The 23,061-nt window shown below is 71.5% G+C and carries 18 protein-coding genes; 3 read left to right on the top strand and 15 right to left on the bottom strand.

Annotation, left to right across the window (positions count from 1 at the left end; translation table 11 throughout):
* Positions 1 to 85: 85 nt before the first annotated feature.
* The 8 genes from ACLJOK_RS28750 to ACLJOK_RS28715 all read right to left on the bottom strand — a co-directional run bounded on the left by ACLJOK_RS28750 (position 86) and on the right by ACLJOK_RS28715 (position 9,338).
* Positions 86 to 2,218 (bottom strand): DEAD/DEAH box helicase, encoded by a 2,133-nt coding sequence (locus tag ACLJOK_RS28750; protein WP_410821732.1) that lies wholly within the window; start codon positions 2,216 to 2,218, stop codon positions 86 to 88.
* A 110-nt stretch (positions 2,219 to 2,328) separates the two neighbouring features.
* Positions 2,329 to 3,075 (bottom strand): SDR family NAD(P)-dependent oxidoreductase, encoded by a 747-nt coding sequence (locus ACLJOK_RS28745; protein ID WP_410821731.1) that lies wholly within the window; start codon positions 3,073 to 3,075, stop codon positions 2,329 to 2,331.
* Positions 3,076 to 3,187: 112 nt separating this feature from the next.
* Positions 3,188 to 4,294 (bottom strand): branched-chain amino acid ABC transporter permease, encoded by a 1,107-nt coding sequence (locus ACLJOK_RS28740; RefSeq protein ID WP_410821730.1) that lies wholly within the window; start codon positions 4,292 to 4,294, stop codon positions 3,188 to 3,190.
* Positions 4,291 to 5,181, bottom strand: coding sequence for a branched-chain amino acid ABC transporter permease (locus ACLJOK_RS28735; protein ID WP_124815814.1), 891 nt, complete (start codon positions 5,179 to 5,181; stop codon positions 4,291 to 4,293). Before ACLJOK_RS28735 ends, ACLJOK_RS28740 begins: the two co-directional genes overlap by 4 nt.
* Entirely contained in the window at positions 5,181 to 5,906 is a 726-nt protein-coding gene (locus ACLJOK_RS28730; protein WP_410821729.1) for an ABC transporter ATP-binding protein, read from the bottom strand. Before ACLJOK_RS28730 ends, ACLJOK_RS28735 begins: the two co-directional genes overlap by 1 nt.
* Positions 5,906 to 6,649 (bottom strand): ABC transporter ATP-binding protein, encoded by a 744-nt coding sequence (locus ACLJOK_RS28725; RefSeq protein ID WP_355005715.1) that lies wholly within the window; start codon positions 6,647 to 6,649, stop codon positions 5,906 to 5,908. The genes ACLJOK_RS28730 and ACLJOK_RS28725 overlap by 1 nt, the downstream gene beginning before the upstream one ends.
* A gap of 2 nt (positions 6,650 to 6,651) precedes the next feature.
* Positions 6,652 to 7,851 carry a substrate-binding domain-containing protein gene (locus ACLJOK_RS28720; RefSeq protein ID WP_410821728.1) on the bottom strand — a complete coding sequence of 400 codons (1,200 nt, stop codon included), beginning with the start codon at positions 7,849 to 7,851 and terminating at the stop codon, positions 6,652 to 6,654.
* A gap of 374 nt (positions 7,852 to 8,225) precedes the next feature.
* On the bottom strand, positions 8,226 to 9,338 hold the full coding sequence (locus ACLJOK_RS28715; RefSeq protein ID WP_410821727.1) for a glycerophosphodiester phosphodiesterase: 1,113 nt from the start codon (positions 9,336 to 9,338) through the stop codon (positions 8,226 to 8,228).
* Between the two features lie 139 nt (positions 9,339 to 9,477).
* Here ACLJOK_RS28715 and ACLJOK_RS28710 point away from each other — a divergent pair, with 139 nt between their 5' ends.
* Together ACLJOK_RS28710 and ACLJOK_RS28705 are read left to right on the top strand one after the other, a co-directional pair.
* Complete coding sequence (locus ACLJOK_RS28710; protein WP_410821726.1) at positions 9,478 to 10,812, top strand: TrkH family potassium uptake protein; 1,335 nt, start codon at positions 9,478 to 9,480, stop codon at positions 10,810 to 10,812.
* Positions 10,813 to 10,880: 68 nt separating this feature from the next.
* A complete protein-coding gene (locus ACLJOK_RS28705; protein ID WP_410821725.1) occupies positions 10,881 to 11,549 on the top strand; it encodes a potassium channel family protein in 669 nt (222 codons plus the stop codon).
* A 65-nt stretch (positions 11,550 to 11,614) separates the two neighbouring features.
* Here the strand turns inward: ACLJOK_RS28705 and ACLJOK_RS28700 are convergent, their stop codons facing one another.
* The 7 genes from ACLJOK_RS28700 to ACLJOK_RS28670 all read right to left on the bottom strand — a co-directional run bounded on the left by ACLJOK_RS28700 (position 11,615) and on the right by ACLJOK_RS28670 (position 20,319).
* Positions 11,615 to 13,270 (bottom strand): protein kinase domain-containing protein, encoded by a 1,656-nt coding sequence (locus ACLJOK_RS28700; protein ID WP_410821724.1) that lies wholly within the window; start codon positions 13,268 to 13,270, stop codon positions 11,615 to 11,617.
* Positions 13,271 to 13,341: 71 nt separating this feature from the next.
* Positions 13,342 to 14,904, bottom strand: coding sequence for a fused MFS/spermidine synthase (locus ACLJOK_RS28695; RefSeq protein ID WP_410821723.1), 1,563 nt, complete (start codon positions 14,902 to 14,904; stop codon positions 13,342 to 13,344).
* A 36-nt stretch (positions 14,905 to 14,940) separates the two neighbouring features.
* Positions 14,941 to 15,957, bottom strand: coding sequence for a coiled-coil domain-containing protein (locus ACLJOK_RS28690; protein WP_410821722.1), 1,017 nt, complete (start codon positions 15,955 to 15,957; stop codon positions 14,941 to 14,943).
* A gap of 181 nt (positions 15,958 to 16,138) precedes the next feature.
* Positions 16,139 to 16,948, bottom strand: coding sequence for an inositol monophosphatase family protein (locus ACLJOK_RS28685; RefSeq protein WP_410821721.1), 810 nt, complete (start codon positions 16,946 to 16,948; stop codon positions 16,139 to 16,141).
* Positions 16,941 to 17,393, bottom strand: a complete 453-nt coding sequence (locus ACLJOK_RS28680) for a response regulator (RefSeq protein WP_410821720.1) — start codon at positions 17,391 to 17,393, stop codon at positions 16,941 to 16,943. The genes ACLJOK_RS28685 and ACLJOK_RS28680 overlap by 8 nt, the downstream gene beginning before the upstream one ends.
* Entirely contained in the window at positions 17,390 to 19,123 is a 1,734-nt protein-coding gene (locus tag ACLJOK_RS28675; RefSeq protein ID WP_410821719.1) for a sensor histidine kinase, read from the bottom strand. The genes ACLJOK_RS28680 and ACLJOK_RS28675 overlap by 4 nt, the downstream gene beginning before the upstream one ends.
* Positions 19,120 to 20,319: a PP2C family protein-serine/threonine phosphatase gene (locus ACLJOK_RS28670; RefSeq protein WP_410821718.1), complete on the bottom strand. Its 1,200-nt coding sequence runs from the start codon at positions 20,317 to 20,319 to the stop codon at positions 19,120 to 19,122. The genes ACLJOK_RS28675 and ACLJOK_RS28670 overlap by 4 nt, the downstream gene beginning before the upstream one ends.
* A gap of 291 nt (positions 20,320 to 20,610) precedes the next feature.
* Between ACLJOK_RS28670 and ACLJOK_RS28665 the strand changes: the two genes are divergently transcribed.
* Entirely contained in the window at positions 20,611 to 23,037 is a 2,427-nt protein-coding gene (locus ACLJOK_RS28665) for a M28 family peptidase (RefSeq protein ID WP_410821717.1), read from the top strand.
* The last annotated feature ends 24 nt before the right edge of the window (positions 23,038 to 23,061 follow it).

Here is a 23,061-nt window from a genome sequence, read left to right as displayed (position 1 = left end):
CGCGCCAGGCCGACGCCCGCACAGCGTGGCGACTGTCGCACTCGACGCCGCCCGGGAACTTTCCCACCGACGTGGGGGCAGCGGGTCAGCCGGCCACGGCGAGGGCGAGCGGGAGCACGTCGGGCGCGCCGGCCCGGCGCAGGGCCCGGGTCACCAGCGTCATCGTCCAGCCCGAGTCGATCAGGTCGTCGACGAGCAGCACCGGGCCGTCCAGCCCAGCCAGGGCGTCGGCCAGGTCGGTCGGCACTGTGAAGGCGTCGTGCAGCGCGCGTACCCGTTGGGCGCTGTTGCCGCGCGGCCCGCCCGGGCCGTCGGGGCCGGCAGCGGTGACCTCGCCGAGCAGCGGCAGCCGACCCACTGTGGCGATCCGCTCGGCGAGCGAGCCGAGCAGCCGGGGCCGCCGCCGGGAACCTACCGCTACCACCGCCACCGGCCGGCGGGGCCACGGGTTGTCGCCGTGCGCCCATGCCTTCAGCACCTCCACGACCGCGCCGGCGACGTCGTCGGGCACCGGCGCGTCCGGCGCTTCCGGGCCGACGAGGGCACGCAGCCGCCCACCCCAGCCCAGGTCGGAGAGGCGTCCGACGGCCCGGCCCGGCAGCGCCTGCTCCGCGGGTGCGATCCGGCCCTTGAGGGGTACGCCCACCGCGTCGAGCCCGGTCGGCCAGAGCTTCTTCGGCGCGATCTCCACGCCGGGTCGGCCCAGAAAGGTCTGTGCGGCGGCGAGCGCGGCCGTCGACACGTCCGCGGCGAAGAGTGGGTCGGCGCACCTGTCACATCGGCCGCAGTCAGCCGCCTCGGTGTCGTCCAGGCGTTCCCGTAGATACCGCATCCGGCAGTCGGACGTGGTCGCGTACTCCCGCATGGCCTGTTGCTCGACGGTGCGCGCCTCGGCGACGCGGCGCAACCGGGCCTCGTCGTAGACCCACGGCTCGCCGGTGGCGAGCCAACCACCGCGCACCCGGCGGACCGCGCCGTCCACGTCGAGCACCTTGAGCATCAGCTCCAACCGGGCCCGGCGCAGGTCGACGAGGGGTTCGAGCGCCTGGGTGGAGAGCGGGCGGTCGGTGTGCAAGGCGGCCAGCACGGCGCGGACCTGCTGCTCCGGTGGAAACGCCAGCGAGGCGAAGTAACGCCAGATCGCGGCGTCCTCGACGCCGGGCAGGAGCAGGACCTCGGCGTGCTCGACGGCGCGGCCGGCGCGGCCGACCTGCTGGTAGTACGCGATCGGTGAGGGCGGCGCGCCGAGGTGGACGACGAAGCCCAGGTCGGGCTTGTCGAAGCCCATGCCGAGGGCGCTCGTGGCGACCAACGCCTTGATCTTGTTGTCGAGCAGGTCCTGTTCGGCGGCGCGCCGGTCGGCGTCGTCGGACTGCCCGCTGTACGAGGCGACCGGGTAGCCCCGGGAGCGCAGGAACTCGGCAGTCTCCCCCGCTGCCGCCACGGTCAGCGTGTAGACGATGCCCGAGCCGGGCAGCTGGTCCAGGTGATCGGCGAGCCAGGCCAGCCGGTGCGCCGGGCTGGGCAGGTCGAGCACCCCGAGGCGCAGCGACTCGCGGTCCAGGGTGCCGCGCAGGATGAGGGCGTCGCCCAACTGCTCGGCGACGTCCTGGGTGACCCGGGCGTTGGCGGTGGCGGTGGTCGCCAGCACCGGGGTGCGCTCGGGCAGCTCGGCGAGGAACGTCCGCAGCCGCCGGTAGTCGGGCCGGAAGTCGTGCCCCCAGTCGGAGACGCAGTGCGCCTCGTCGACCACCAGCAGGCCGGTGGTCGCGGCCAACTTCGGCAGGACGCCGTCGCGGAAGTCCGGGTTGTTGAGCCGTTCCGGGCTGATCAGCAGCACGTCCACCGCGCCGGTCTGGATCTCGGCGGTTATCTCGTCCCACTCGTCGAGGTTCGCCGAGTTGATCGTGCGGGCCCGGATGCCGGCCCGAGCGGCGGCCTCGACCTGGTTGCGCATCAACGCCAGCAGCGGCGAGACGATGACTGTCGGCCCGGCCTGGTGGCCCTGCTCGCGGTCCCGGAGCAGGGCGGTGGCCACGAAGTAGACAGCCGACTTGCCCCAACCGGTGCGCTGGACGCAGAGCACCCGCCGCCGGTCGACGACCAGCGCCTCGATGGCGCGCCACTGATCCTCACGCAGCCGGGCGTGGTCACCGGCCAGCCGGCGCAGCACCGCCTCGGCCCGCTCCCGTACCGCTGCCCGCTCTGCTGTCTCCACCCGGCATTTCTACCAGCGCCGTCCGTCATCCTCCTGTTGATCAAGAGGTTTGCGTCACCATTCGGGGGGATTCTGACGCAAACCTCTTGATCAACAGGGATTGCCGGGGATCAGCGGCCCAGGACTGAGCCGCCGTTGACGCCCAGGATTTGGCCTGTGACGTAGCCGGCGGCCGAACTGGCCAGATAGCGGACCGCTTCGGCGACGTCGTCCGGCAGCCCGGCGCGTCCGACCAGGGTCGCCGCCACCCGCTTCGCGTGCCCCTCGGCGGTCATCCGGTCACCGAAGAACTCGGTCTCGGCGACGTAGCCGGGGCTCACCACGTTGACCGTGATCTGCTCCGGACCAAGCTGCGCTGCCAGGTCGTACACCCAACCGTGCAGGGCCGCCTTCGCCGCCGAGTACGGCCCACCGCCGCCGCGCTGGGCGGCGATCGAGCTGACCAGGATCACTCGCCCGCCGGGTCGCCGCAGTGCCGGCCGCAGCGCCTCGGTCAGCAGCACGGCGGTGAGCACGTTGGCGTCCAGGTTGGCCCGCCAGTGTGCGGCGGTCCCGGCCAACGTGCCGGTGTCCCCGGCCAGGTAGCCGCCCGCGTTGTTGACCACCACGTCGACCGACCGGTCACCAACCGCCGCGAGGACCCTGGCGAGCTGCTCCGGATCGGTCAGGTCCGCGGTCACGGCGGTGACCGCGCCCGGCCGCCCGCAGTCCGCGGCGATCTGCTCGGCGGCGGCCGTCAACACGTCCGCCCGCCGCCCGACGATCAGTACGTCGTAACCGTCGCGGGCGAGCACTTCCGCCACGGCCGCCCCGATCCCAGTCCCGCCCCCGCTGACAACCGCAACTCGCGAGTCCATGTCCCGACCTCCCGTGCGAAAGAACCCCGTCGATCATGAAGTTATCGCCAATCGACACGGCGTGTCATGGCAGCAACTTCATGATCGACGGGGTGAGGGGGTGCGTGGGGGGTTAGCGGCGTGGGGGGCGGAGGGAGCGGGTTAGGTGGGACAGGCGGGGGGCCAGGCTGGTCAGGCCTCCTGGGAAGAAGTAGACGGCCAGGATGAAGACAGTGCCCAGGACGAACAGCGGCTGGCTCAGCGGACGGCTGAGGACGGCCGGCAGGTTGTCCACAGCGTCGCTCGTGCCGAAGGCGGTGAGCCGGTGGTCGAGGTACATGTAGAGGACACCGCCGAGCACCGGACCCCACCGGGTGCCCGGCCCACCGAGCACCACCATGACCAGCAGCGACAGGGTCAGCTCGGAGGACGTGATGTGCGGCGACGCGCCGCCGACGATCAGGACGTAGACCACCCCGCCCGCCGACGCCAAGCCACCGGCCAGGGTGAACGCCACCAGCTTGTAGCGGTACGGGTCCAACCCGAGCACACCGATCCGCCGCTCGTCGTCGCGCAGCCCGGCGAGCACCCGACCGGTCGGTGACCCGCTCACCCGGTGCACCACGAAGACCACCAGCGTCAGGTACGCCAGCGCCAACCAGTACAGGTTGACCGTGTTGGTAACCCCCACCAGCCCGGCGGGCAGCCCCGACACGTCCAGCGGCAGGCCCTCCTCGCCGCCGGTGAGCCCGCCGAAGTCCCGGGCGACCAGGATCGCCCCGACCTGGGCGAAGGCCAACGTGACCATGGCGAAAGCGATGCCCACCGTCCGCAGCGCCACAGCGCCGAGGAGCGCGGCGAGGATGGTGCCGCCGGTGATGGTCAGCAGCGCCGCCTGCCACAGCGGCAGACCGGCACGGGTGACCAGGATGTCGGTGCCGTAGACACCTGCGGCGAAGTACAGCGCGTGCCCGAAGGAGAGCATCCCGGTCCGGCCGAACAGCAGGTCGTACCCGGCCGCCAACCCGCCGAAGATCAAGCAGATGGCGAGCAGTTGCAGGGTGCCGGGTGAGTTGACCGGCCCCTCGAAGATCCCCGGCAGGGAAACCGTCGAGTACGGCAGGATCGCCAGCACGACCAGCGCGACCAGGGGCAGGAACGGGCGGACCCGGTGCCACCGCCCACGCTGCGGACTCAGTTCGTCGGGCACCTGCGCGCGAGGCGCGTCGATCACCGTCATGCCGTTGCCACCTTTCCGGCGATGCCCTGCGGGCGCAGCAGCAGCACCACGGCCAGCAGCCCGACCACGCAGATGTCGCCCAGCCCGGACGTGCCGTAGTAGTTGACGAACTGCTGCACCAGCCCGACCACGACCGCCGCGTACGCGGAGCCGACCACCGAGCCCATCCCGCCGATCACCACCACGATGAACGCGAAGATCAGCAGCGAGCCGCCCTGCCCGGGCGAGACGGTGCCGAAGTAGACCCCGCCGAGCGCTCCGGCGAGCGCGGCGGCCGCCCCACCGATAGCGAAGACCAGGGTGAACGCCTTACGGACGTCGATGCCCAGCGCTGTCACCATCTCCCGGTTCTCCACCCCGGCCCGGATCACCAGGCCGTACCGGGTCCAACGCAGGAACGCCAGGATCGCGCCGAGCACCAGCACCGCCGCGATGATCAGCAGCAGGCCACCGTTGGGCACCTGCGCGCCGAGGATCCCGGTCACCTGCCGGGTCCAGTCCGGACGCGGGAACGGTCGGGCGTCCGCACCCCAGGTGGCCTGGAGCAACGCCACACCGGCCAGGGACAGACCGACGGTGACCAGCACCTGCTCGATGGTGCGGGAGTACAGCGGGCGGATCAGCACCAGCTCGACCAGGATCGCGACCAGCGTGCCGGCGGCCACCCCGAAGGCGACAGCGAACACGAAGCCGAACCCGTCCGGGCCGGCGCCCGGCAGGTTGCCCGCCGCCCACCAGGTGCCGTACGCGCCGACGCCGAGGAACAGCCCGTGCGCGAAGTTGAGCACGTCGGCCAGGCCGAAGACCAGAGACAGGCCGGAGGCGACCAGGAAGTACAACGCCGCCAGGCCCAGCCCGGTCAGCGCCAACAGGATCACGGTGCCCATCAGTGCTTCACCTCCGCGGAGCCAACACCGAGCAGCGACTTCGTCAACGCGGTCTCCAACAGCAACTCGTGGGCGTCGCCGGTCCAGGCCACCTTGCCGGCGGCCAACACGACCGCGTCGCGGGCCAGTCGGCGTACGACGGCGAGGTTCTGCTCGACCAGCAGCACCGGCACCGACTCCGCGACCCGTTCCAACACCTCGGCCACCTCGGTCACCACCTTCGGCGCCAACCCCTTGGTCGGCTCGTCGACGAGCAGCAGCCGGTTGTCGTTGAGCAGCACCCGACCGATGGCGAGCATCTGCTGCTGCCCGCCGGAGAGCGACCCGGCCCGTTGCCGTCCGCGCCGGTTCAGCTCCGGAAAGAGCGCGAAGACCTTGTCGTACGCCGGGGTGGTGCCGCGCCGCTCGGCGAGCCGCAGGTTCTCCGCGACGGTGAGCCCGGCGAACACGCAGCGGTCCTCGGGCACGTAGCCGAGCCCGTCGCGGACCAGCCGGTGCGTCGGCCGGGCCAGCAGGCTCTGCGCACCCATCCGGATGGTGCCGCGGACCTCCCCGGCGGGCGGGGTGAGGCCGACGATGGCGCGCAGCGTGGTGGTCTTGCCGACGCCGTTGCGACCGAGCAGGACTGTCACGCCGGTCGGGGCGACAGTGAAGGACACCCCCTGGAGGATGTGCAGCCCGGAGATCCGGACCGACAAATCCTCCACGCTGAGGATCGGTTCCATCAGAGCGACTCCCCCAGGTAGGCCTCTTGCACAGTGGGGTTGGCCATCACCGTCTCCGGGGTGTCGCAGGCCAGCAGCGCGCCGTGGTGCATGACGGCGATGCGGTCGGCCAGTTCCAGGATGACGTCCATGTGGTGTTCGACCATCAGCACCGCCCGGCCGCTGTCGCCGGTCAACGACTTGATGACGGCGACCAGCTCCGGCACGTCCTCGGCGCTGACCCCGGCCATCGGCTCGTCCAGCAGCATCACCCGCGGTTCACCGGCGAGCAGCAGGGCGATCTCCAGCTTGCGCTTTTCGCCGTGGGCCAGGGTGCCGGCGAGGGCCGTACCCCGGTGGGCGAGGCCGACCCGGTCGAGCGCCGCGTCGGCGGCGACGGCGACCTCCCGGTCGGCCGCCGCCCGCCGCCACAGTGCCATCGAGCCCCCGCGGTGCGCCTGAACGGCGAGCCGGACGTTCTCCCGCACGCTCAGCGAGCCGAAGACCGAGGACGCCTGGAAGGTACGGCCCAGACCGAGGCGGGCCCGCCGGTGCGGCGGGAGCGCCCCGATGTCCTGCCCGTCCAGGACGACCCGGCCCTCGGTGGCCCGGCGCAGGCCGGTGATCAGGTTGAACAGTGAGGTCTTACCGGCGCCGTTCGGCCCGATGACACCCAGGAACTCCCCGGGCGCGAGGTCGAGGTAGACGCTGTCGACGATGGCGACCTCACCGATCCGCCAGGTCAGACCGCGGGTGGCGAGCATGGTCAGCCCTTCATGGCCACGGCCGGCGGCGCGGTCTCGTCACCGGTGAGGCTCTTCTGGGCGGTCGCCGTGAACGCGGTGCCGCTGCCAGCCAACTTGGCCTGGAACATCGGCTGAAGCAGCGCGTGGTCGGCGGCCCGGATGGTCATCTTGCCCTTGACCCCGTCGAAGCTCCAGCCCTCCAGGGCGGTGACCATCTTGTCGACGTCGTCCCCACCTTCCTGCGCGGCACGGACCACCATCTGCGCGGCGGCGAAGCCGTCCGGGTGGAACAGGTCGATGGTGTTGACAGTGGCCTTCAGCGCCTTGCTGGCCTCGGTGTCGCTGGCACCGTCGAAGTAGTGCGACAGGAAGGAGATCTTCGCGCCGGCGGCGCCGAAGGTCGGCCACGAGGCGCGGATGTCCAGGCCGGTGACGACAGTGGTGGACGAGAGGACGCCCTGCTGGTCGAGGCTCTGCCACATGGCCGGGGCGGTCGTGCCCGCCCACGCCACGAAGAGCAGATCCGGCTTTGCGGCCTTGATCTGGCTGGCGAACGGGGTGAACTCGGTGGCACTGGCCGGGGCCCGGACACTGCTCACTGTCGCGCCCGCGCCACCGATGACGGTCTTGACGGCCGCCTCGTTGGCGTCACCGAACGCGCCGTCCTGGGCGAAGACCACCACCTTCTTGCCGGTCGGGTCGCCGATGAACGACTTGGCGGTCACCACGTCCTGGTAGGACTGCCGACCGGAGCGGAAGGTGTACTTGTTCGCCCCGGTCACCGCGTCCGTGGCGGCCGGCCCGGAGATGAACAGCACCTTGTTCTGCGCCGCGATCGGCGCCACCTGGAGCGCCACACCGGAGGCGGTGGAGCCGGCGATGATCTTCGTACCCTTACCGATCAGGTCCTTCGCCGCGGAGACCGCCTTGGCCGGATCGCCAGCGTCGTCGATCTCGGTCAGCTCGATCTTCCGGTCACCGACCTTGCCGGTGCCCTTGGTGGCGAAGTCCAGCCCCGCCTTGAACCCCTCGATGTACTGCTTTCCGTAGCTGGCCAGGGCTCCCGACTGGGAGTACACCAGGCCGACTTTGACCGGCGCGGCACTGTCGCCGCCGCCGGTGGCGGTGTCCTGCGGGCTGCCACAGGCCGTGGCGGCCAGCGCCGCGGCCATCATCGTGGCGGCGGAGAGGAACGCCCGCCGCGTCGTCCGGACCGTCATTGCGACTCCACATGAGGACTCAGAGGGAGAGAACTTCTTCGTGACGGCTCACGCTAGAAGTGACGTCACCCACGAGCTATGTGGCGGAAACACACAAGTAACAGGAATGAGGTGGCCGGAGGTTACAACGGGCCGCACTACCAGCCGGAAGCCCACGCCCTCGATGGCCCGAACCCCCACGGACCGCCCGAACGGTGTGTCGTCCCGCGCCATTCGCCCGGTTCGGTAGGGGCCACCCCTCAAGATGCGACGGACCCGCCCCGGCGTGACACTGGCCCGCCGTCCGGGTGGCGGACGACGGGCCAGCGTGTGGACCGGGCATGGTCGGCCCGGTGGTCGACTCGGAGCGGATCAGCTCCGGGCCGAGGTGTGGATCAGCGGCCGGCGAGGGCGGCGACGGCAGTGTCCGGGTGGTCGCTGAAGACACCGTCGAGGCCCAGGCCAAGGAAGAGTTCGTACTCGGCGGTGATGTCGCCGCGCGCGTTCGGGTCGGCGCCGATCCGGAAGTCCACCGGGAGGAACTGGTTCTCGGCGCGGAACGTCCAGGAGTGCACGAGCAGGTGCTCCCGGTGCGCGTCGCGTACCACGTTGGTCGGGGCGAGCAGGGCGCCGGCGGCGTTCCGGGGGACGATCAGGTTCTTGTTCGCGCCGATGCCGTCGGCGTACCCGGCGATCCACTTCAGGCCGGTCGGCGTGACCAGATCCTGGTAGGTGCGGGTGTCACCGGCGGCGGTGAAGTCGTACGGACGGCCGGTCGCGTCGAGCAGTTGGACCAGCTTCACGTCGGTGAGCCGGCTCAGGCGGCGCAGGTTGGCCGTCTCGAACGACTGGATGAAGACCGGCGAGTTCTTCCGGTCCAGCTTGTTCTGCCGCAGCACCCGCAGCAGCGGCTCCTCCAACGGCAGTTTGAGCGAGGCGAAGTAGCTCGGGTGCTTGGTCTCCGGGTAGATGCCGATGGTGCGGCCCCGTGCCCGCCCCTCGGTCCGGGCCAGGTCGATGACCTCCTGAAGGGTGGGCACCTCGAAGCGACCGTCGAAGGCGGTGTTCGCCACGCGTACCTGCGGCAGCCGCTCCTTGGCCCGCAGCGTCTTGAGCTCGGCGAGGGTGAAGTCCTCGGTGAACCACCCGGTCACCGCGACACCGTCGATGGTCTTCGTCGCCTTGCGGGCCGCGAACTCCGGGCGGGTCGACACGTCGGTGGTGCCGGAGATCTCGTTCTCGTGCCGGGCGACCAGCACGCCGTCGGAGGTGGAGACCAGGTCCGGCTCGATGTAGTCGGCACCCATCCGGATCGCCAACCGGTACGCCTCCAGGGTGTGCTCCGGCCGGTAGCCGCTGGCGCCACGGTGACCGATCACGATTGGTCGGTCGTGGGCCCGGGAGTGGTCAGCGCTCGTGGCCGGTTCGGCGGCCGCGATGGTCGGCAGGGCCACGGCGGCGGCGAGCAGAACGCCGGCCACGCCGAGGGTCGAGAGGGTACGTCGCAACGCCGTCTCCTGTCATCGATGGTCCGGGTAAGCAGACCGCTCGTGCTTTGCCAGGAGTTGGTCGATGGCTGGACGGCAGATGAATCTCCGGAATGCCCGTTCCCACTCCAGGGTCGCGGGCGGACAGGAAGATTGTCTGGTGCGCCGGTTTTTCCGCAATCCCGTGCGGCTGGTGCCGTTCGCGTTCCTGGTGCCGATCCTGCTCGGCACCCTGTTGCTCATGGCGCGCTGGGCGACCGCCGAACACGCACGCCCACCCGTGGTCACCGCGCTCTTCACCGCCACGTCGGCCGTGTCGGTCACCGGCATGGCCATCACCGACACGCCGAACTACTGGTCCGGCTGGGGACTACTGGTGATCACCCTGCTCACCCAGCTCGGCGGCCTCGGCATCCTCACCGTCGCGGCGTTGGTCATCCTGGTGGTCTCCAGTCAGCTCGGGCTGCGCAACCGGTTGCTGGTGCAGGCCGAGACGGCGGAGTTCGGCATCGGTGACGTGGGCCGGTTGCTCCGTCGGATCGCGCTGACCGTCTTCGCCTGCGAGGCGGTGATGACAGTGCTGGTCGCCGGTCGGCTCTGGCTGTCCTACGACTACCCCTTCGGGCAGGCCCTCTGGTCGGGCGTCTTCCACGCCGTACAGGCGTTCAACAACGGTGGCTTCGCGCTCTACACCGACGGCCTGCTGGCTTTCAGCCGTGACCCGTGGGTGTCGCTGCCCCTGGCGATCGGCGCGATCATCGGCGGTCTCGGGTTTCCCGCACTCTTCGAGGCGGTCCGCGAATGGCGGCAGCCGACCCGCTGGGCGGTGGCGACGAAGTTGACCATCTGGGGCAGCGCGGTGCTGCTGCTGCTCGGCTTCGGTGGCCTGCTCGCCGCCGAGTGGACCAACGCGAGCACGATCGGCCAGTACGACGTACCCGGGAAGATCCTCGCGTCGTTCACCCAGATCGCACTGAGCCGGACCGGCGGCTTCAGCGTCCTGAACATCGCCGCTCTTCAGGAGGAGAGTTATCCCCTGCTGATCGTGCTGATGTTCATCGGCGGCGGCAGCGCCAGCACGGCCGGTGGCATCAAGGTCTCCACGTTCTTCCTGCTGTTGTTCACCATCCGGGCGGAGTTGCGGGGTGAGCCCGACGTGACGATCGGGCACCGGCGAGTGGCGACCGCGAGCCAGCGGCAGGCGATCACAGTGGCGCTGCTCAGCGTCGCGTTGGTGATGGCCGGCACCATGCTGTTGCTGCTGCTCACCGAGGGCGTCCGCTTCGTGGCGGCCCTGTTCGAGATCACCTCGGCGTTCAGCACCACCGGTCTGACCATCGGTCTGGCCGCCGAACTGCCGGCCGGCGGCCAACTGGCGCTGACAGTGCTGATGTTCATCGGCCGGGTCGGGACGCTCACCCTGGGGTCGGCGATCGCCCTGAACACCCGACGCCGGCTCTACCGCTATCCCCAGGAGCAACCCATTGTCGGCTAGGACGTGTTTCGGAAGTGTCGGCCGGCCCGCACGTCGGGAACGCGCCAGTGGAAGCAGGGAGGGCCGAGGTGTCGGCTAGACGGGCGGACAGCGGCGGCATCGTGGTGATCGGGCTGGGTCGGTTCGGTTGCCACCTGGCCGGGTCGCTGACCCGGATGAACCGCGAGGTGTTGGCCATCGACCGCAGCCCGGCGAAAGTGCAGCGCTGGTCGGCGCAGCTCGACCGGGTGGTTCAGGCCGACGCGACCGAGGAGGGGGCGCTGCGGCAGCTGGGCATCACCAGTTTCGGGCGGGCGGTGGTGGCCATCGGGGCCTCGGTGGAGGCGAGTGTGCTCACCGTGTTGGCGCTGGTCGAGCTGGGTGTGCCCCAGATCTGGGCGCGGGCCACCTCGCAGAAGCACGCCAAGATCCTGGCGTCGGTGGGCGCGCACCACGTGATCTTCCCGGAGGCGGAGACCGGGGATCGGGTCGCGCACCTGATCGTCAGCCGTTTACTCGACTTCATCGAGCTCGACGACGACTTCGCCATCGCCACCGTCCGGGTGCCGGAGTCCCTGGTCGGGCGCACCCTGCTCGACCTGAAACCGGAGGAACGCTTCGGGGTACGCGTGGTCGGCGCCAAGCTGCCGGGCGAACGCTTCCGGTACACCTCCGACGACACTGCGCTTCCCCAGGGCGGGGTGCTCATCGTCGAGGGTGGGATCGACCAGGTGCAGCGATTCGCGGGGATGAGCTGACCTGCTGCGCGTCGGAGACAGGACGTGGCCTGTCTACTTCTTCCGGTGACCACCCGACCCCTTGGTCACCTTCCCGCTTTTCCCGGACCACCGTCCGCGGCCTTCGCGGGCTTCGCCGGGGCCTTCGCAGGCTTCGGCGGCTTGGCCTTCGACGCGCCGCCGCCCGAACCGGAGCCGCCGCGCACCTTCGCGGCCTTGGGCGGTGCCTTCGTCGTGGCGGCCTTGCTGGGCGGGGCCGTGGACGGCGCACTGCCGGCGACCCCGGACACTCGAACCCCGCAGGTCGCCTCGCCGAGCCGGAACTCCACAGGCAACGGGTTCGCCCCGCTGTACTTGCCCGTGAGGGTCATCTTCTCGGCCGCACCCGGGGCCAGCGTGGCGCGCTGGGCCGTCGGCCGGATCAGCACGGTGCTCCCCTGCTGGTGCACCGGAGCGGGCTCCGCCTTCGTCACCTTCTGCTGCCCGGGGAAGGTGAAGCTCATCGTCCAGTCCCGCAGCTCACGGCCGCCGGTGTTGGTGAGGGTCAGCTCGGCGGCGAACTCGGTGCCCGAGTCGGTGCGCAACGCGTACGCCACCTCGCAGGGCGCCGCCGCCGGCAGACCCATCCGAGCCTCGGTCGTCGGCCGGTCCCCGCCGCTGGCCGGGCTGCGCGAGGTGAACCCCCACATCGCCCCGGTGACAGCGATCAGCCCGACGGCGGCCACTCCGGCCTCCACTCGCCGACGCCGGGTCACCCGCTGCCGCGTCCGCTGGTCCCGGTTGCGGGTTCGCGACAACGGCAACGCGTCGGTCGCCGCCGACCAGGGCAGGATCGTGGTACGCGCACTGCCGAGCATTGCCGCGTCCAACGGCCCGCCGGCCGGGGAGACCGGCACCGCCGCGAGCATGCCGGCCGCCTCGGCGAGCGTCCGGGTCAGCTCGGCGGTGGCCGGCCGATCGGCGGGTCGCTTGGCCAGGCAGCGTCCGACCAGGTCGGCCACCCCGTCGGGCAGCCCCGGGACGGTGGGCATCGGCTCCGGGTCGCTGTACATGTGGGCGCGCAGCATCTGGGTGGTGGTGCTGGCCCGCCACGGCAGTCGGCCGGTGAGCATCCGGTAGAGCAGCAGCCCCACGGCGTACACGTCGGTGGCCGGGGAGACCTGGCCGTTGTCCAGCCGCTCCGGGGCGAGGTACGCGGGAGTGCCCAACAGCGCGCCGTCCGGGCCCTTCTCGCTCTCCCCCACGAGCGCGGAGATGCCGAAGTCGACCACCTTGACCCCGGTCGAGGTGAGCATGACATTGCCCGGTGTGACGTCGCGGTGCACCACTCCACGGGAGTGCGCGGTGGCCAGCGCCGAGCTGACCTCGGCGCCGATGGTCACCGCCTCCCGCCACGACAGTTGACTCTCCCGACCCAACCGGCTGGCCAGCGAAGCGCCGTCGACCAGCTCCATCACCACGTACGGCACTGTCAGACCGACCTGCTCGGACTCGCCGTAGTCGTACACATTGGTGATGTTGGGGTGGCACAGCCGCGCGGCGGCCTGCGCCTCGACCCGGATGCGGTGGCGGAAGGCCCGGTCGCTGGCCAGCCTGGAGGCCAGCACCTTCACCGCGACCTGGCGGCCGAGCACCTCGTCGTAGCCACGCCAGACCACCGACATGCCGCCCGCGCCGAGCTGCTCGATCAGCCGGTACCGCTCATCGAGGAGCTGCGCGCCGTTTCGGTCCCCACCACCCATGGTGAGCGGTGTTGCCCAGGAACGGCCCGCCTACACCTGGAGTATCGGAATCGGTCAGGATTATCACCCGATCAGGCGGTGGCCAGCAGTTGGTCCACCGGGGCGTAGTCGTCGGTCAATACCATCGCCCCGTCGACGAAGTCCGTCAGCGCCGCACCGGACAGCAGGCTGACCTTCGGGTCCACCTCGGCCAGCCGGGCCTGAACGGCTTCCAGCGGCAACGGCGCGTCGGAGCCGACGATGAGGAAGTTGGAGCCCTGCTCCTGGGCGAGCGCCTCCGGCGGCGCGATCAGCGCGACGTGCCGGAACTCGGCGGCCACCGTGGCCAACTCGGCACGGATGAACCGCAGCGGCGGGTAGTCGATGACGTTCTGCACGTACACCCCGCCGGGGCGGGTCACCCGCCGGACGTCGGCGGCCATCTCCCGGGTGGCCAGGTGCCAGGGCACCACCAGGTGCCCGAACGCGTCACCGACCACCAGGTCACGGCTGTCGGTAGGCTCGCCGGCGACCAGCATCCGCGCGTCGCCCACCACCGCCCGCAGCTCCGGCCCCGGCCGTACGCCCAACTCCTGTTCGCCCAGCTCGACCAGCCCGCCGTCGATCTCGAACACCAGGTTGTCGGTGCCCGGACGGGTGGCGGTCAGGTAACGCGGCACTGTGAACCCGCCGCCGCCCAGGTGCAGCGCGTCCACCCGCTGACCGGCCGGCGCGGCAACGTCGGCGACCGCGCCGATCCACTTCGTGTACGCGTACTCCAGGTGCTTCGGGTCGGCGAGGTCCACGTAAGAGTGCTGGGCGGAGTTGAGCAGCAGCGTCCGCCCGCTGGGCCGGGAGGGGTCCGCGGTGACCCGGGCGCAGTGGTACGCCGTCTCGATGTCGCACGGGTTGGGCGCCACGGTGGTCAGGCCCGCCCCGGCCAGGCCGAGCACGGCCAGCGCGGCCCGGGCCCGGGCCGGACCGGGCAGCTCGGTGGGCTCCTGCCGGCGCAGGTACCAGCCGAGACCGATACCGACCAGCCCGAGCGCGAGCGCCAGGGCCAGCAGGATGACTGTGCTGCGCAGCGCGGCGACCAGCACGAACCCGGTGAGCAGGGTCGCGGTGATACCGCCCAGGGTGCCGATCCCGGAGAGTCGACCGACCACCTGGCCGGTGCGGCGCAGGTCGGCGAGCTGGAGTTTCACGACCAGCGGGGTGACCGCGGCCAGCAGCGCGGCCGGCACGAACACCGCCAACGCGACCAGCAGCAGGATGCCGCTGGCCGCACCACCGCGCAGCACCTCACCGGCGTAGCGGACGACGGGCAGGGTGACAGCTGTGGCGATGCCGGCCAGCACCAACGCCGGCGCCAGCAGGCTCCGGGGGTTACGGCGGTCGGCCAGCCAACCACCGGACCACGCCCCGTACGCGATAGCAGCCAGCGCGATGCCGATCACCGAGCTGGTCACCTGGAGGGTCACCCCGACGTACGGGCCGACCAGGCGCAGCGCGACGGTCTCCAGCACCAGCACGGCACCGCTGGAGAAGAAGACCAGGAAGGCGGCCAAGCCGTTGGGCAGCGCCCGGCCGGTGACCGGCACGGGCGGGGCCGGGGGTGCCGGCGGGGCCGCTACGTCGGACGGTGGGGAGCTCATCGTCGCGATGGTACGCAGCGAAGCTGGTGCTTCGGGTCAGTACATCGAGAGATGAACATGGTTCGTGTGGGACGCCGCCGGGGAGCCGCTTCCGCTGTACGACCGCCACCCGGTGCCGGGGTGCCAGATCTGCCGGTACCAGATCACGTAGAGCACGCCCAGCCGGTCGGCGTTGCGCACGTGCCAGGCAGCCAAGCTGTCCCCGTACGCCTTGTCGCCGCCGGTCGCGTTCTTGTCCTCGAAGCCGTTCGTGGCGGCCGCGAAGTCGCAGGCCCGGCCCTTCGGATGCTCGCCGCCGCCACCGCTGCGCTTGCAGGAGACGTGCCGCTTGTAGCCGGCCGCCTGGGTCTGCTTGAGCGCGTTGAGGGTGCGCGGGGTGATGCACCCGGAGGTGGTCGGGTCCTTCACCGAGCAGGACTCCGACGGCCAGGACCCGTCGGAGTTGCGCGGCGCCGGCTTCGCCGAGGTGGAGCTGCCACCGCTGAAACCGTTGCTGCCGCCGGAGCTGACCTCGGCGAGCGCCTCCTCGGCTTCCTTCTTCTTCTTCGCCATCACGGCGAGCTGCTTCTGCTGCTCGCGGACCTCGCCGTCGATGGCGACCTTGGCCTGCTGCGCCTGCTGCCGGGCCTCGGTGAGGTCACGCAGCCGCTTGCTGTCCCGCTGGGCCATCAGGTCGAGGTCGCCGGCGCGTTGCAGGAACGCCTCCGGCGTGGCGGTGTTGAGCAGCATCGAGACGGCGCTCAGCCGACCCACCCGGTACGACTGGGCGGCCACCTCGCCCACCTGGCTGGTGAGCCCGACCAGCCGACCCTCCAGCGTCGCCAGCTCGCCGGTCAGCGCCGTCTGGCGACGCTTGGAGTTGTCCAGCTTGGCCTTGGCCTCGATGTGGCCCTTGGCGGTCAGCTCCAGCGCGTCCTGCAACTTCTTGCTGCCGCCCTCGCCAGGCTCCGCGTACGCGGGCACGGCGGCACCGCCGAGCACCAACGCGACGACGGCGAGCACTGCGAACAGAGCGCGGCGACCGAGCCGCGGGCTGAGCCTGGTCCTGGGCACGAAAGCGTCCTTCCGTCGACCGCCGGCCCCCCGATGAACACTGCACGGCGGCGCCGGTCGGCGGCCTGCTGGCGGAGACCGCCGGTCACGATACCGGACTGCGGGCCGGTGACCAGCCCCCTGACCCTCGGGCTGCTTCGATGTCGACGGAGCGTCCCGAAGCCGTCGCGCAGCGCGCGGATCAGGTGCTGAGGAGCGCGTCGCGCACCTCGGCCCAGACCTGCTCGTTGACCGCGACGAGCAGACCGCTGCCGTCGTCGGCGGGGTGGTAGTCGACGCCGTCGAACCGGCGGGCGACACCCCCGGCTGCACGGACCAGCACGGTGCCCGGGGCATGGTCCCAGGGCAGGGTGCGCCAGAAGAGGGCGAACTGCTGCTCGCCGGTGAGGATGTCCAGGTACTCCCGGCCGGCGCAGTGCAGGCCGGGCAGCAGCTCACCGAGCCGCCGCCCGCCGGCGCGGACCCGGTCGCGGGTCTCCGGCGGCAGGAACCGGGTCATCGCCGCGCCGCGCAACTCGCCGAGCGGCGGCACCCGGCCGGCGCCGTCCACCGGTCGACCGTTGAGCAGGGTGCCCTCGTCCGCCGAGCCGGCGGCGAGAGTGTTGGCGAGCGGGTCCAGGATCCAGCCGGCGGTCGGCCGCCCGTCGGTCAGCAGCGACACCATCAGGGCGAACGGCCGACGACCGGCGGCGAAGTTGGCGGTCCCGTCGACCGGGTCGACCAGCCAGACGTCCCCACTGTCGCGCAGGTGCCGCAGCAACCCCGGATCGTCGGCGACACCCTCCTCGCCGACCACCATCGAGCCCGGCCGCAGCCGGCGCAGCCCCGCCGAGAGCAGGTCCTCGGCCCGGCGGTCGGCGACGGTGACCACCTCGCCGGGCGCCTTCTCCGACACGTCATCGTCGTCGAGCTTGCGGAACAGTGGCAGCACGACCTGGTCGGCGGCCTCCCAGAGCAGGCCACCGACGTCGTCCAGCAGGGTGTCAGCCACGCGGCGGCAGCTTGACCACGCTGACGAAGAACTCGTCGATCTGACGGACCACCGAGATGAAGCGCTCGAAGTCCACCGGCTTGGTCACGTAGGCGTTGGCGTGCAGTTGGTAGCTGCGCAGGATGTCCTCGTCGGCCTGCGAGGTGGTGAGCACCACCACCGGGATGCGGCGCAGGTCCTGGTCCTTCTTGATCTCTTCCAGCACCTCCCGGCCGTCGCGCCGGGGCAGGTTGAGGTCGAGCAGGATCAGGTCGGGCGCCACCGCGTCGGCGTACTGGCCCTCCCGGCGCAGGTAGGAGAGCGCCTCTGCGCCGTCGGAGACGACGGTCAGCCGGTTACGCAGCTTGTGTTCCTCGAACGCCTCCTGGGTCATCAGCACGTCACCCGGGTCGTCCTCGACGAGCAGGACCTCGATCGGGCTCTTGCCATCCGCCGGCGCGGTCATCCCACCGTCTCCCTCATGTCACCCGTTCTACCGCTTTCCGGCGTCTCGTCGGCCCGGTCCGGCTGGTCCGGCCCGTCGGGCTGCTCCGTCAGCGCTGCCGGAGCCTCGGTCGAGGGCGTCGTGTCGCCCACTGTCGGGGCGTTCGGCTCCCCCGCGGAATCGGCGGCGGCAGCCGCCGCGACGTCCCCGGGAAGTGCCGGCAGGGTGAAGCGGATCGCCGTGCCCTCCGGCACGTCGGTGTCCACCCAGACGCGCCCACCGTGGTACTCGACGATCTTCTTGACGATCGCCAACCCGATGCCGGTGCCCGGGTACGCGTCCTTCGAGTGCAGCCGCTGGAAGATCACAAAGATCTTGTCGGCGAACTCCGGCTCGATCCCGATGCCGTTGTCCTGACAGGTGATCTCCCACTCGGCGCCCACCAACCGGGCCGACACGTGCACCTTCGACGGCACGTCCGGGCGGCGGAACTTGATCGAGTTGCTGACCAGGTTGGCGAGCAGGTTGGTGAGCAGCGGTTCCTCACCCGAGATCACCGGCAGCTCGGTCCAGGTCAACTCGGCGTCCGCGTACTGCCGGGCGGCCTCGGTCTGGCCGGCCACGTCGCCCATCACCTTGTTGAGGTCGACCTCGACGAAGCCGGTGGTGAGCCGCCCGATCCGGGAGAACGCGAGCAAGTCGTTGATCAGGCGCTGCATCCGTTGCGCGCCGTCCACAGCGAAGGCGATGTACTGGTCGGCCCGCTCGTCGAGCTGCCCGGCGTAACGGCGCTGGAGCAGCTGGCAGAAGCTGGCGACCTTACGCAGCGGCTCCTGGAGGTCGTGCGAGGCCACGTACGCGAACTGCTCCAGGTCCCGGTTGGACCGGGTCAGCTCCTCGGCCTGCTTCTGGAGCTGGCTGTTGACCCACTCGATGCGTTCGCGGGCGGCCCGGACCTCGGCCAGGTCGGCGGCGATCTTCTGCCGCATCGCGTCCACGTCCTCGCCGAGCCGGACGAACTCCGGGGGGCCGGTGGTGGCGATGCCGTGCTGGTAGTCACCCTCGGCGACCTCGCGGACCTGGTCGGCCAGCCCGATCAGAGGGCGGATGACCATCCGGTCCAGCGAGAGCAGCAGCAGCGCCCCGGCGACGACCACCACCAGCGCCGCGACGATCAGGAGGACCACCAGAATGTTGCTGCTGGTACGCACGTTGTTCGCGGTCTGCTCCCGGGCGGCCAGGACCTCCCCCTGGAGGTCGTTCACCGCCGAGCGCACGTCGTCGAACTGTTGCCGGGCCGCTTCGGTGACCAACGCCTGACCGGCCCTGGTGCCGCTCTTTTCGGTGGTGGTGATCACCGGCTCCGCAACCGACTGCCGCCACTGCCTGACACGCTCCTCGACGGTCCGCAACTCCTGGCTGATCTCTGGATAGTTGTCGAGCAGCGTCCGCATCGAGGCGGTGACGCTCTTCTCCTGGGCGAGCCCCTCCCGGTAGGGGTTCAGGTCGTCCGGGTCGCCGCTGACCGCGTACCCCCGGATCGCCGTCTCCTGGTCGAGCAGCGCGTTGAGCAGTTCCTGGGACTGCACCCGCAACGGGCCGGTCTCGTTCAGGACCGCGTCGATCTGGGTGCGGTTGCGGGCGGCCATCGCCGCCTCCGCGGCGGCCAGGCCGATCAGCAACACGCCCACGACGGTGAGCAGTGTGATGACCCGGCGGCGCAGACTCCAGCCGCCGATGACCGGCTTCATCGGCCACCACCCCGGCTGACCAGCAGCATGGCCACGTCGTCGGCGAGCGGGCCACCGTTGAGCCGTTCGGCCCGCCCGACCAGCCAGGCCGGCAACTCGGGCAGCGACACCGAACGGTTGGCCGGCTCGTCCAGCAGGCCACTGAGGCCCGGCACGTCGAGCCGTTCGTTGCCGGCACCCACCCGCCCCTCGATCAGGCCGTCGGTGTACATCAGCAGGGACCAGTCATCGGTGTCGAACTCCAGGTCGTAGGCGATCGGCCGGCGAGGTCGTACGCCCAGCAGCAGGCCGCCGGGCGCGGGCACCGGGGAGACCTGGCCGCCGGAGAGCAGCAGTGGTGGCGGGTGCCCGGCCAGTCGGACGGTGGCCCTGTTGGCGTCCAGGTCCAATCTGATGGTGGCCACCGTCGCGAAGATCTCCTGGAGGCGACGCTCACTCATCAGCACCTGCTCCAGGGCGGGCAGCACCTCGTCGTCCGGCACCCGGGCGAGCACCAGGGCGCGCCAGGCCACCCGCAGCTCGACCCCGAGCGCGGCCTCGTCCACCCCGTGCCCACACACGTCGCCGACGATCAGGTCGAGGCGGTCCGGGTGGGTCTGCACCACGTCGAAGAAGTCTCCGCCGATCAACGCGGCGTGCCGGCCCGGCCGGTAGAAGGTGTGCACAGCGACCTGGTCGGTCGTCATCAGCGGTTGGGGCAGCAGGCCGCGTTCGAGTCGGGCCGACTCGGCCTGGCGCAGCTCGACCTCGCGCAACCGGCGGGCGTTCTCGTCGGCGCGCTTACGCTCCACGGCGTAGCGCAGCGCCCGGGTCAGCAGCACCCCGTCGACCTGGCCCTTGACCAGGTAGTCCTGGGCACCCTCGGCGACCGCCACGACGCCCAGGTGCTCGTCCGTGCGGCCGGTCAGCACGCAGACCGCGGCGCCACTGGACATCTCCAACAGCTGGCGCAGCCCGTCCAGCCCCTGCGCGTCGGGCAGGCCCAGGTCGAGCAGGACGCAGTCGACGTCGTTGATCCGCTGCCGCGCCTCCCGGAGGCTGGTGGCGACCATCAGGTCGATCATCGAGTTCGTCTCGGCGAGCAGCTCACCGACCAGGAAGGCGTCGCCCTCGTCGTCCTCCACCAGCAGCACCCGCAACCGCTCACCCGGCGGCAGGTTGGCGTGCCGCGCCAGACCACCGTGCGGGTACGACACAACTGAGGAACCGGCCAAGCCGGCCCCCCGGTGCGGCCGGGTCACCGCCGCGAGACGCGGGAGTTCGCTGGTGATGTCGGGCTCCTTCCGAGTGCCCTGCTGATCCTGTATTAGACAACGGTCGCACACAACACGATGCCTCCGGCGCGGGCGGGGATGGGGCGCATCACTGCTCGGCCGCTGACCAAACCGGGCGGCTGATGGACGCCGGACGTACCGGCCATCCCATCCGCAGCCGCCGACGGGCAGGATGATCCCACCCCAGGCCCCACCACCCCCCGAGGAGTTCCCGTGGGCGCACCCACCACCCCGGCCACGACGGGCACGCCGCCCCGTCCGATTCCGGGCGTACCCCCTGCCAGCCGCGCCCTGACCCGGCCGGGTCGGCGGCTCGTGGCCGCCGCGGCGGCCCTGGTCGCGCTGGCCGCTGTCGGCGCCGGCAGTCTGCTCGACCTGCGCACCCCGGCCCCGAAGTCGGCCGACGCGCCAGCGGGCGCGTTCAGCGCCGCCCGGGCGTACGCGGACGTCCAGGTGATCGCCGCTCGGTCGCACGTCGCCGGCAGCCCGGCCAACGAGCAGGTCCGCGCGCACCTCGAGCAGCAGTTGCGGGGGCTGGGCCTGGAGACCGAGGTGCAGGACACTGTGGCGCCGGAGGCCGGTCAGCTCAGCGGGGCGGCGGGCGGGGCGACACTGGCCCGGGTCCGCAACGTGGTGGCCCGGCTGCCCGGCACCGACTCGACGGGTCGGGTCTTCCTGGTCGCCCACTACGACTCGGTGCAGACCGGGCCGGGCGGCAACGACGACGCGGCCGGCACGTCGACCATCCTGGAGGTGGCCCGCGCGCTGACCACCAGCGCCCGACCGCGCAACGACATCGTCTTCGTGCTCACCGACGCCGAGGAGGCCTGCCTCTGCGGCGCGGCCGCGTTCGCCGCCAGCCACCCGCTGGCCGCCGACGGCGGTGTGGTGCTCAACCTGGAGGCGCGGGGCTCCACCGGGCCGGTGATCATGTTCGAGACGTCCCGGAACAACGCGAAGCTGGTGGACATCTTCGGCCGGGCCGCCCCACACCCGGTCGGCACCTCGTTCGCTGTGGAGATCTACCGCGCGCTGCCCAACGACACCGACTTCACCGCCTTCCTCGATCAGAAGTTCGTTGGGCTGAACTCGGCGTACATCGACGGTGGCGCGATCTACCACACGCCGTTGGACACTCCGGCCGCCATGGACCGGGGCAGCCTCCAGCAGCACGGGGACAACGCGTTGGGCCTGGCCCGGGAGTTCGGTCGCACCGACCTGACCGACCTGCGCTCCGGGCACGACGCCACGTACTTCCCCGTCCCCGGCGGGCTGGTCCGCTACCCGGGCTGGCTCACTCTGCCGTTGGCCCTGCTCGCCGTGGCCCTGGTTGCCGCCCTGGGCTGGCTGACCCGCCGCAGCGGCCGGGCCAGCACCGGCCGGCTGGCCGCCGGCTTCGCGCTGGCCCTGGTGCCCATCGTCGCCGCGCCGGTCGCCGCCCAACTGCTCTGGCTGGCCATCACCACGATCCGACCGGGGTACGCGGAGCTGCTCGACCCGTACCGGCCGATCTGGTACCGACTGGCCGTCCTGGCTCTCGCCACCGCCATCCTGTTCACCTGGTACGCGCTGACCCGCCGCCGGATCGGCCCGGCCGCGCTGGCCGTCGGCGGGCTGGCCTGGCTGGCAGTGCTCGGGGTACTGCTCGCCGTGGCAGTGCCGGGTGGGGCGTACCTCACCACAGTGCCGGCGCTGGCCGGCGCCCTCGGCGGGCTGGTCGCGCTGCGTACCCGGCAGACCGGACCGTGGCCGGTGGTGGCGGTGACGGCCGCCGCGGCCGTGGGTGTGGTCATCCTGCTGCCCACAGTGGTGCTGCTCTTCCCCGCGCTGGGGATGGCGATGGGCGGGGTGGCCGCGCTGGTAGCGGTGCTGCTCGGCCTGACCGCCCTGCCGGTGGTCGACCTGCTGCACCCGCAGGCCGGCGGCCAGCGTGGTCTGCTCGCGCTGCGGGCCCGGCGGCTCGCGGTGCTGCCGGCCGGCGCCGCAGCGGTGGCGGCGGTGGTGCTCGCCGGGGTCGGGCTGGGCGTCGACCGCTTCGACGCGGCCCACCCCGCGCCCACCCACCTGATGTACGCGATGGATGCCGGCACCGGCCAGGCCCGTTGGCTCAGCAAGGAGACCGACCCGCAGTCGTGGACGGACGGCTACGTGGACGGGGTGACCAAGGTCGAGGACTTCCCCGGCCTGGGCGATCCGGAACTGCGCGGTGGTCCGGCCCCGACGGCGGACCTGCCAGCGCCGAAGGTGGAGGTGCTCTCCGACACCCGCTCCGGTGACGAACGGCTCGTGCGGGTACGTGTCCTTCCACAGCGTCCGGTCCGCCTGCTCACGCTGCACGTGAACGGACCGACGGCGGTGACGTCGGCGACGGTGAACGGACGACAGTTCGACGTTCGGACGGCGCCGACTCAGAAGCCCTGGGGCTTCGGCGTGGTGTTCCACGCGCCACCGGCGGAGGGGGTCGAAATCGCGCTGACCATGTACCCGGGGCCGGGTGACGGCCCGGTCACGCTGCGGGCAATGGACGCCAGTGACGGGCTGGACGCGCTGCCCGGCTTCCACCCCCGGCCGCCGGCCGTCGGCGTTGTCGGGTCGCACACCTCCGAGATGCTGGCGGTCGCCCGCACCTATCCCATCTGAGGTGAGACGGTGGTCCGGCGGAGC

Source organism: Micromonospora sp. 050-3 (assembly GCF_046549335.1).
Classification (GTDB): domain Bacteria; phylum Actinomycetota; class Actinomycetes; order Mycobacteriales; family Micromonosporaceae; genus Micromonospora; species Micromonospora trifolii.
Note: the sequence above shows the minus strand (reverse complement) of the source record. Positions and strands in the feature narration are given on the sequence as shown.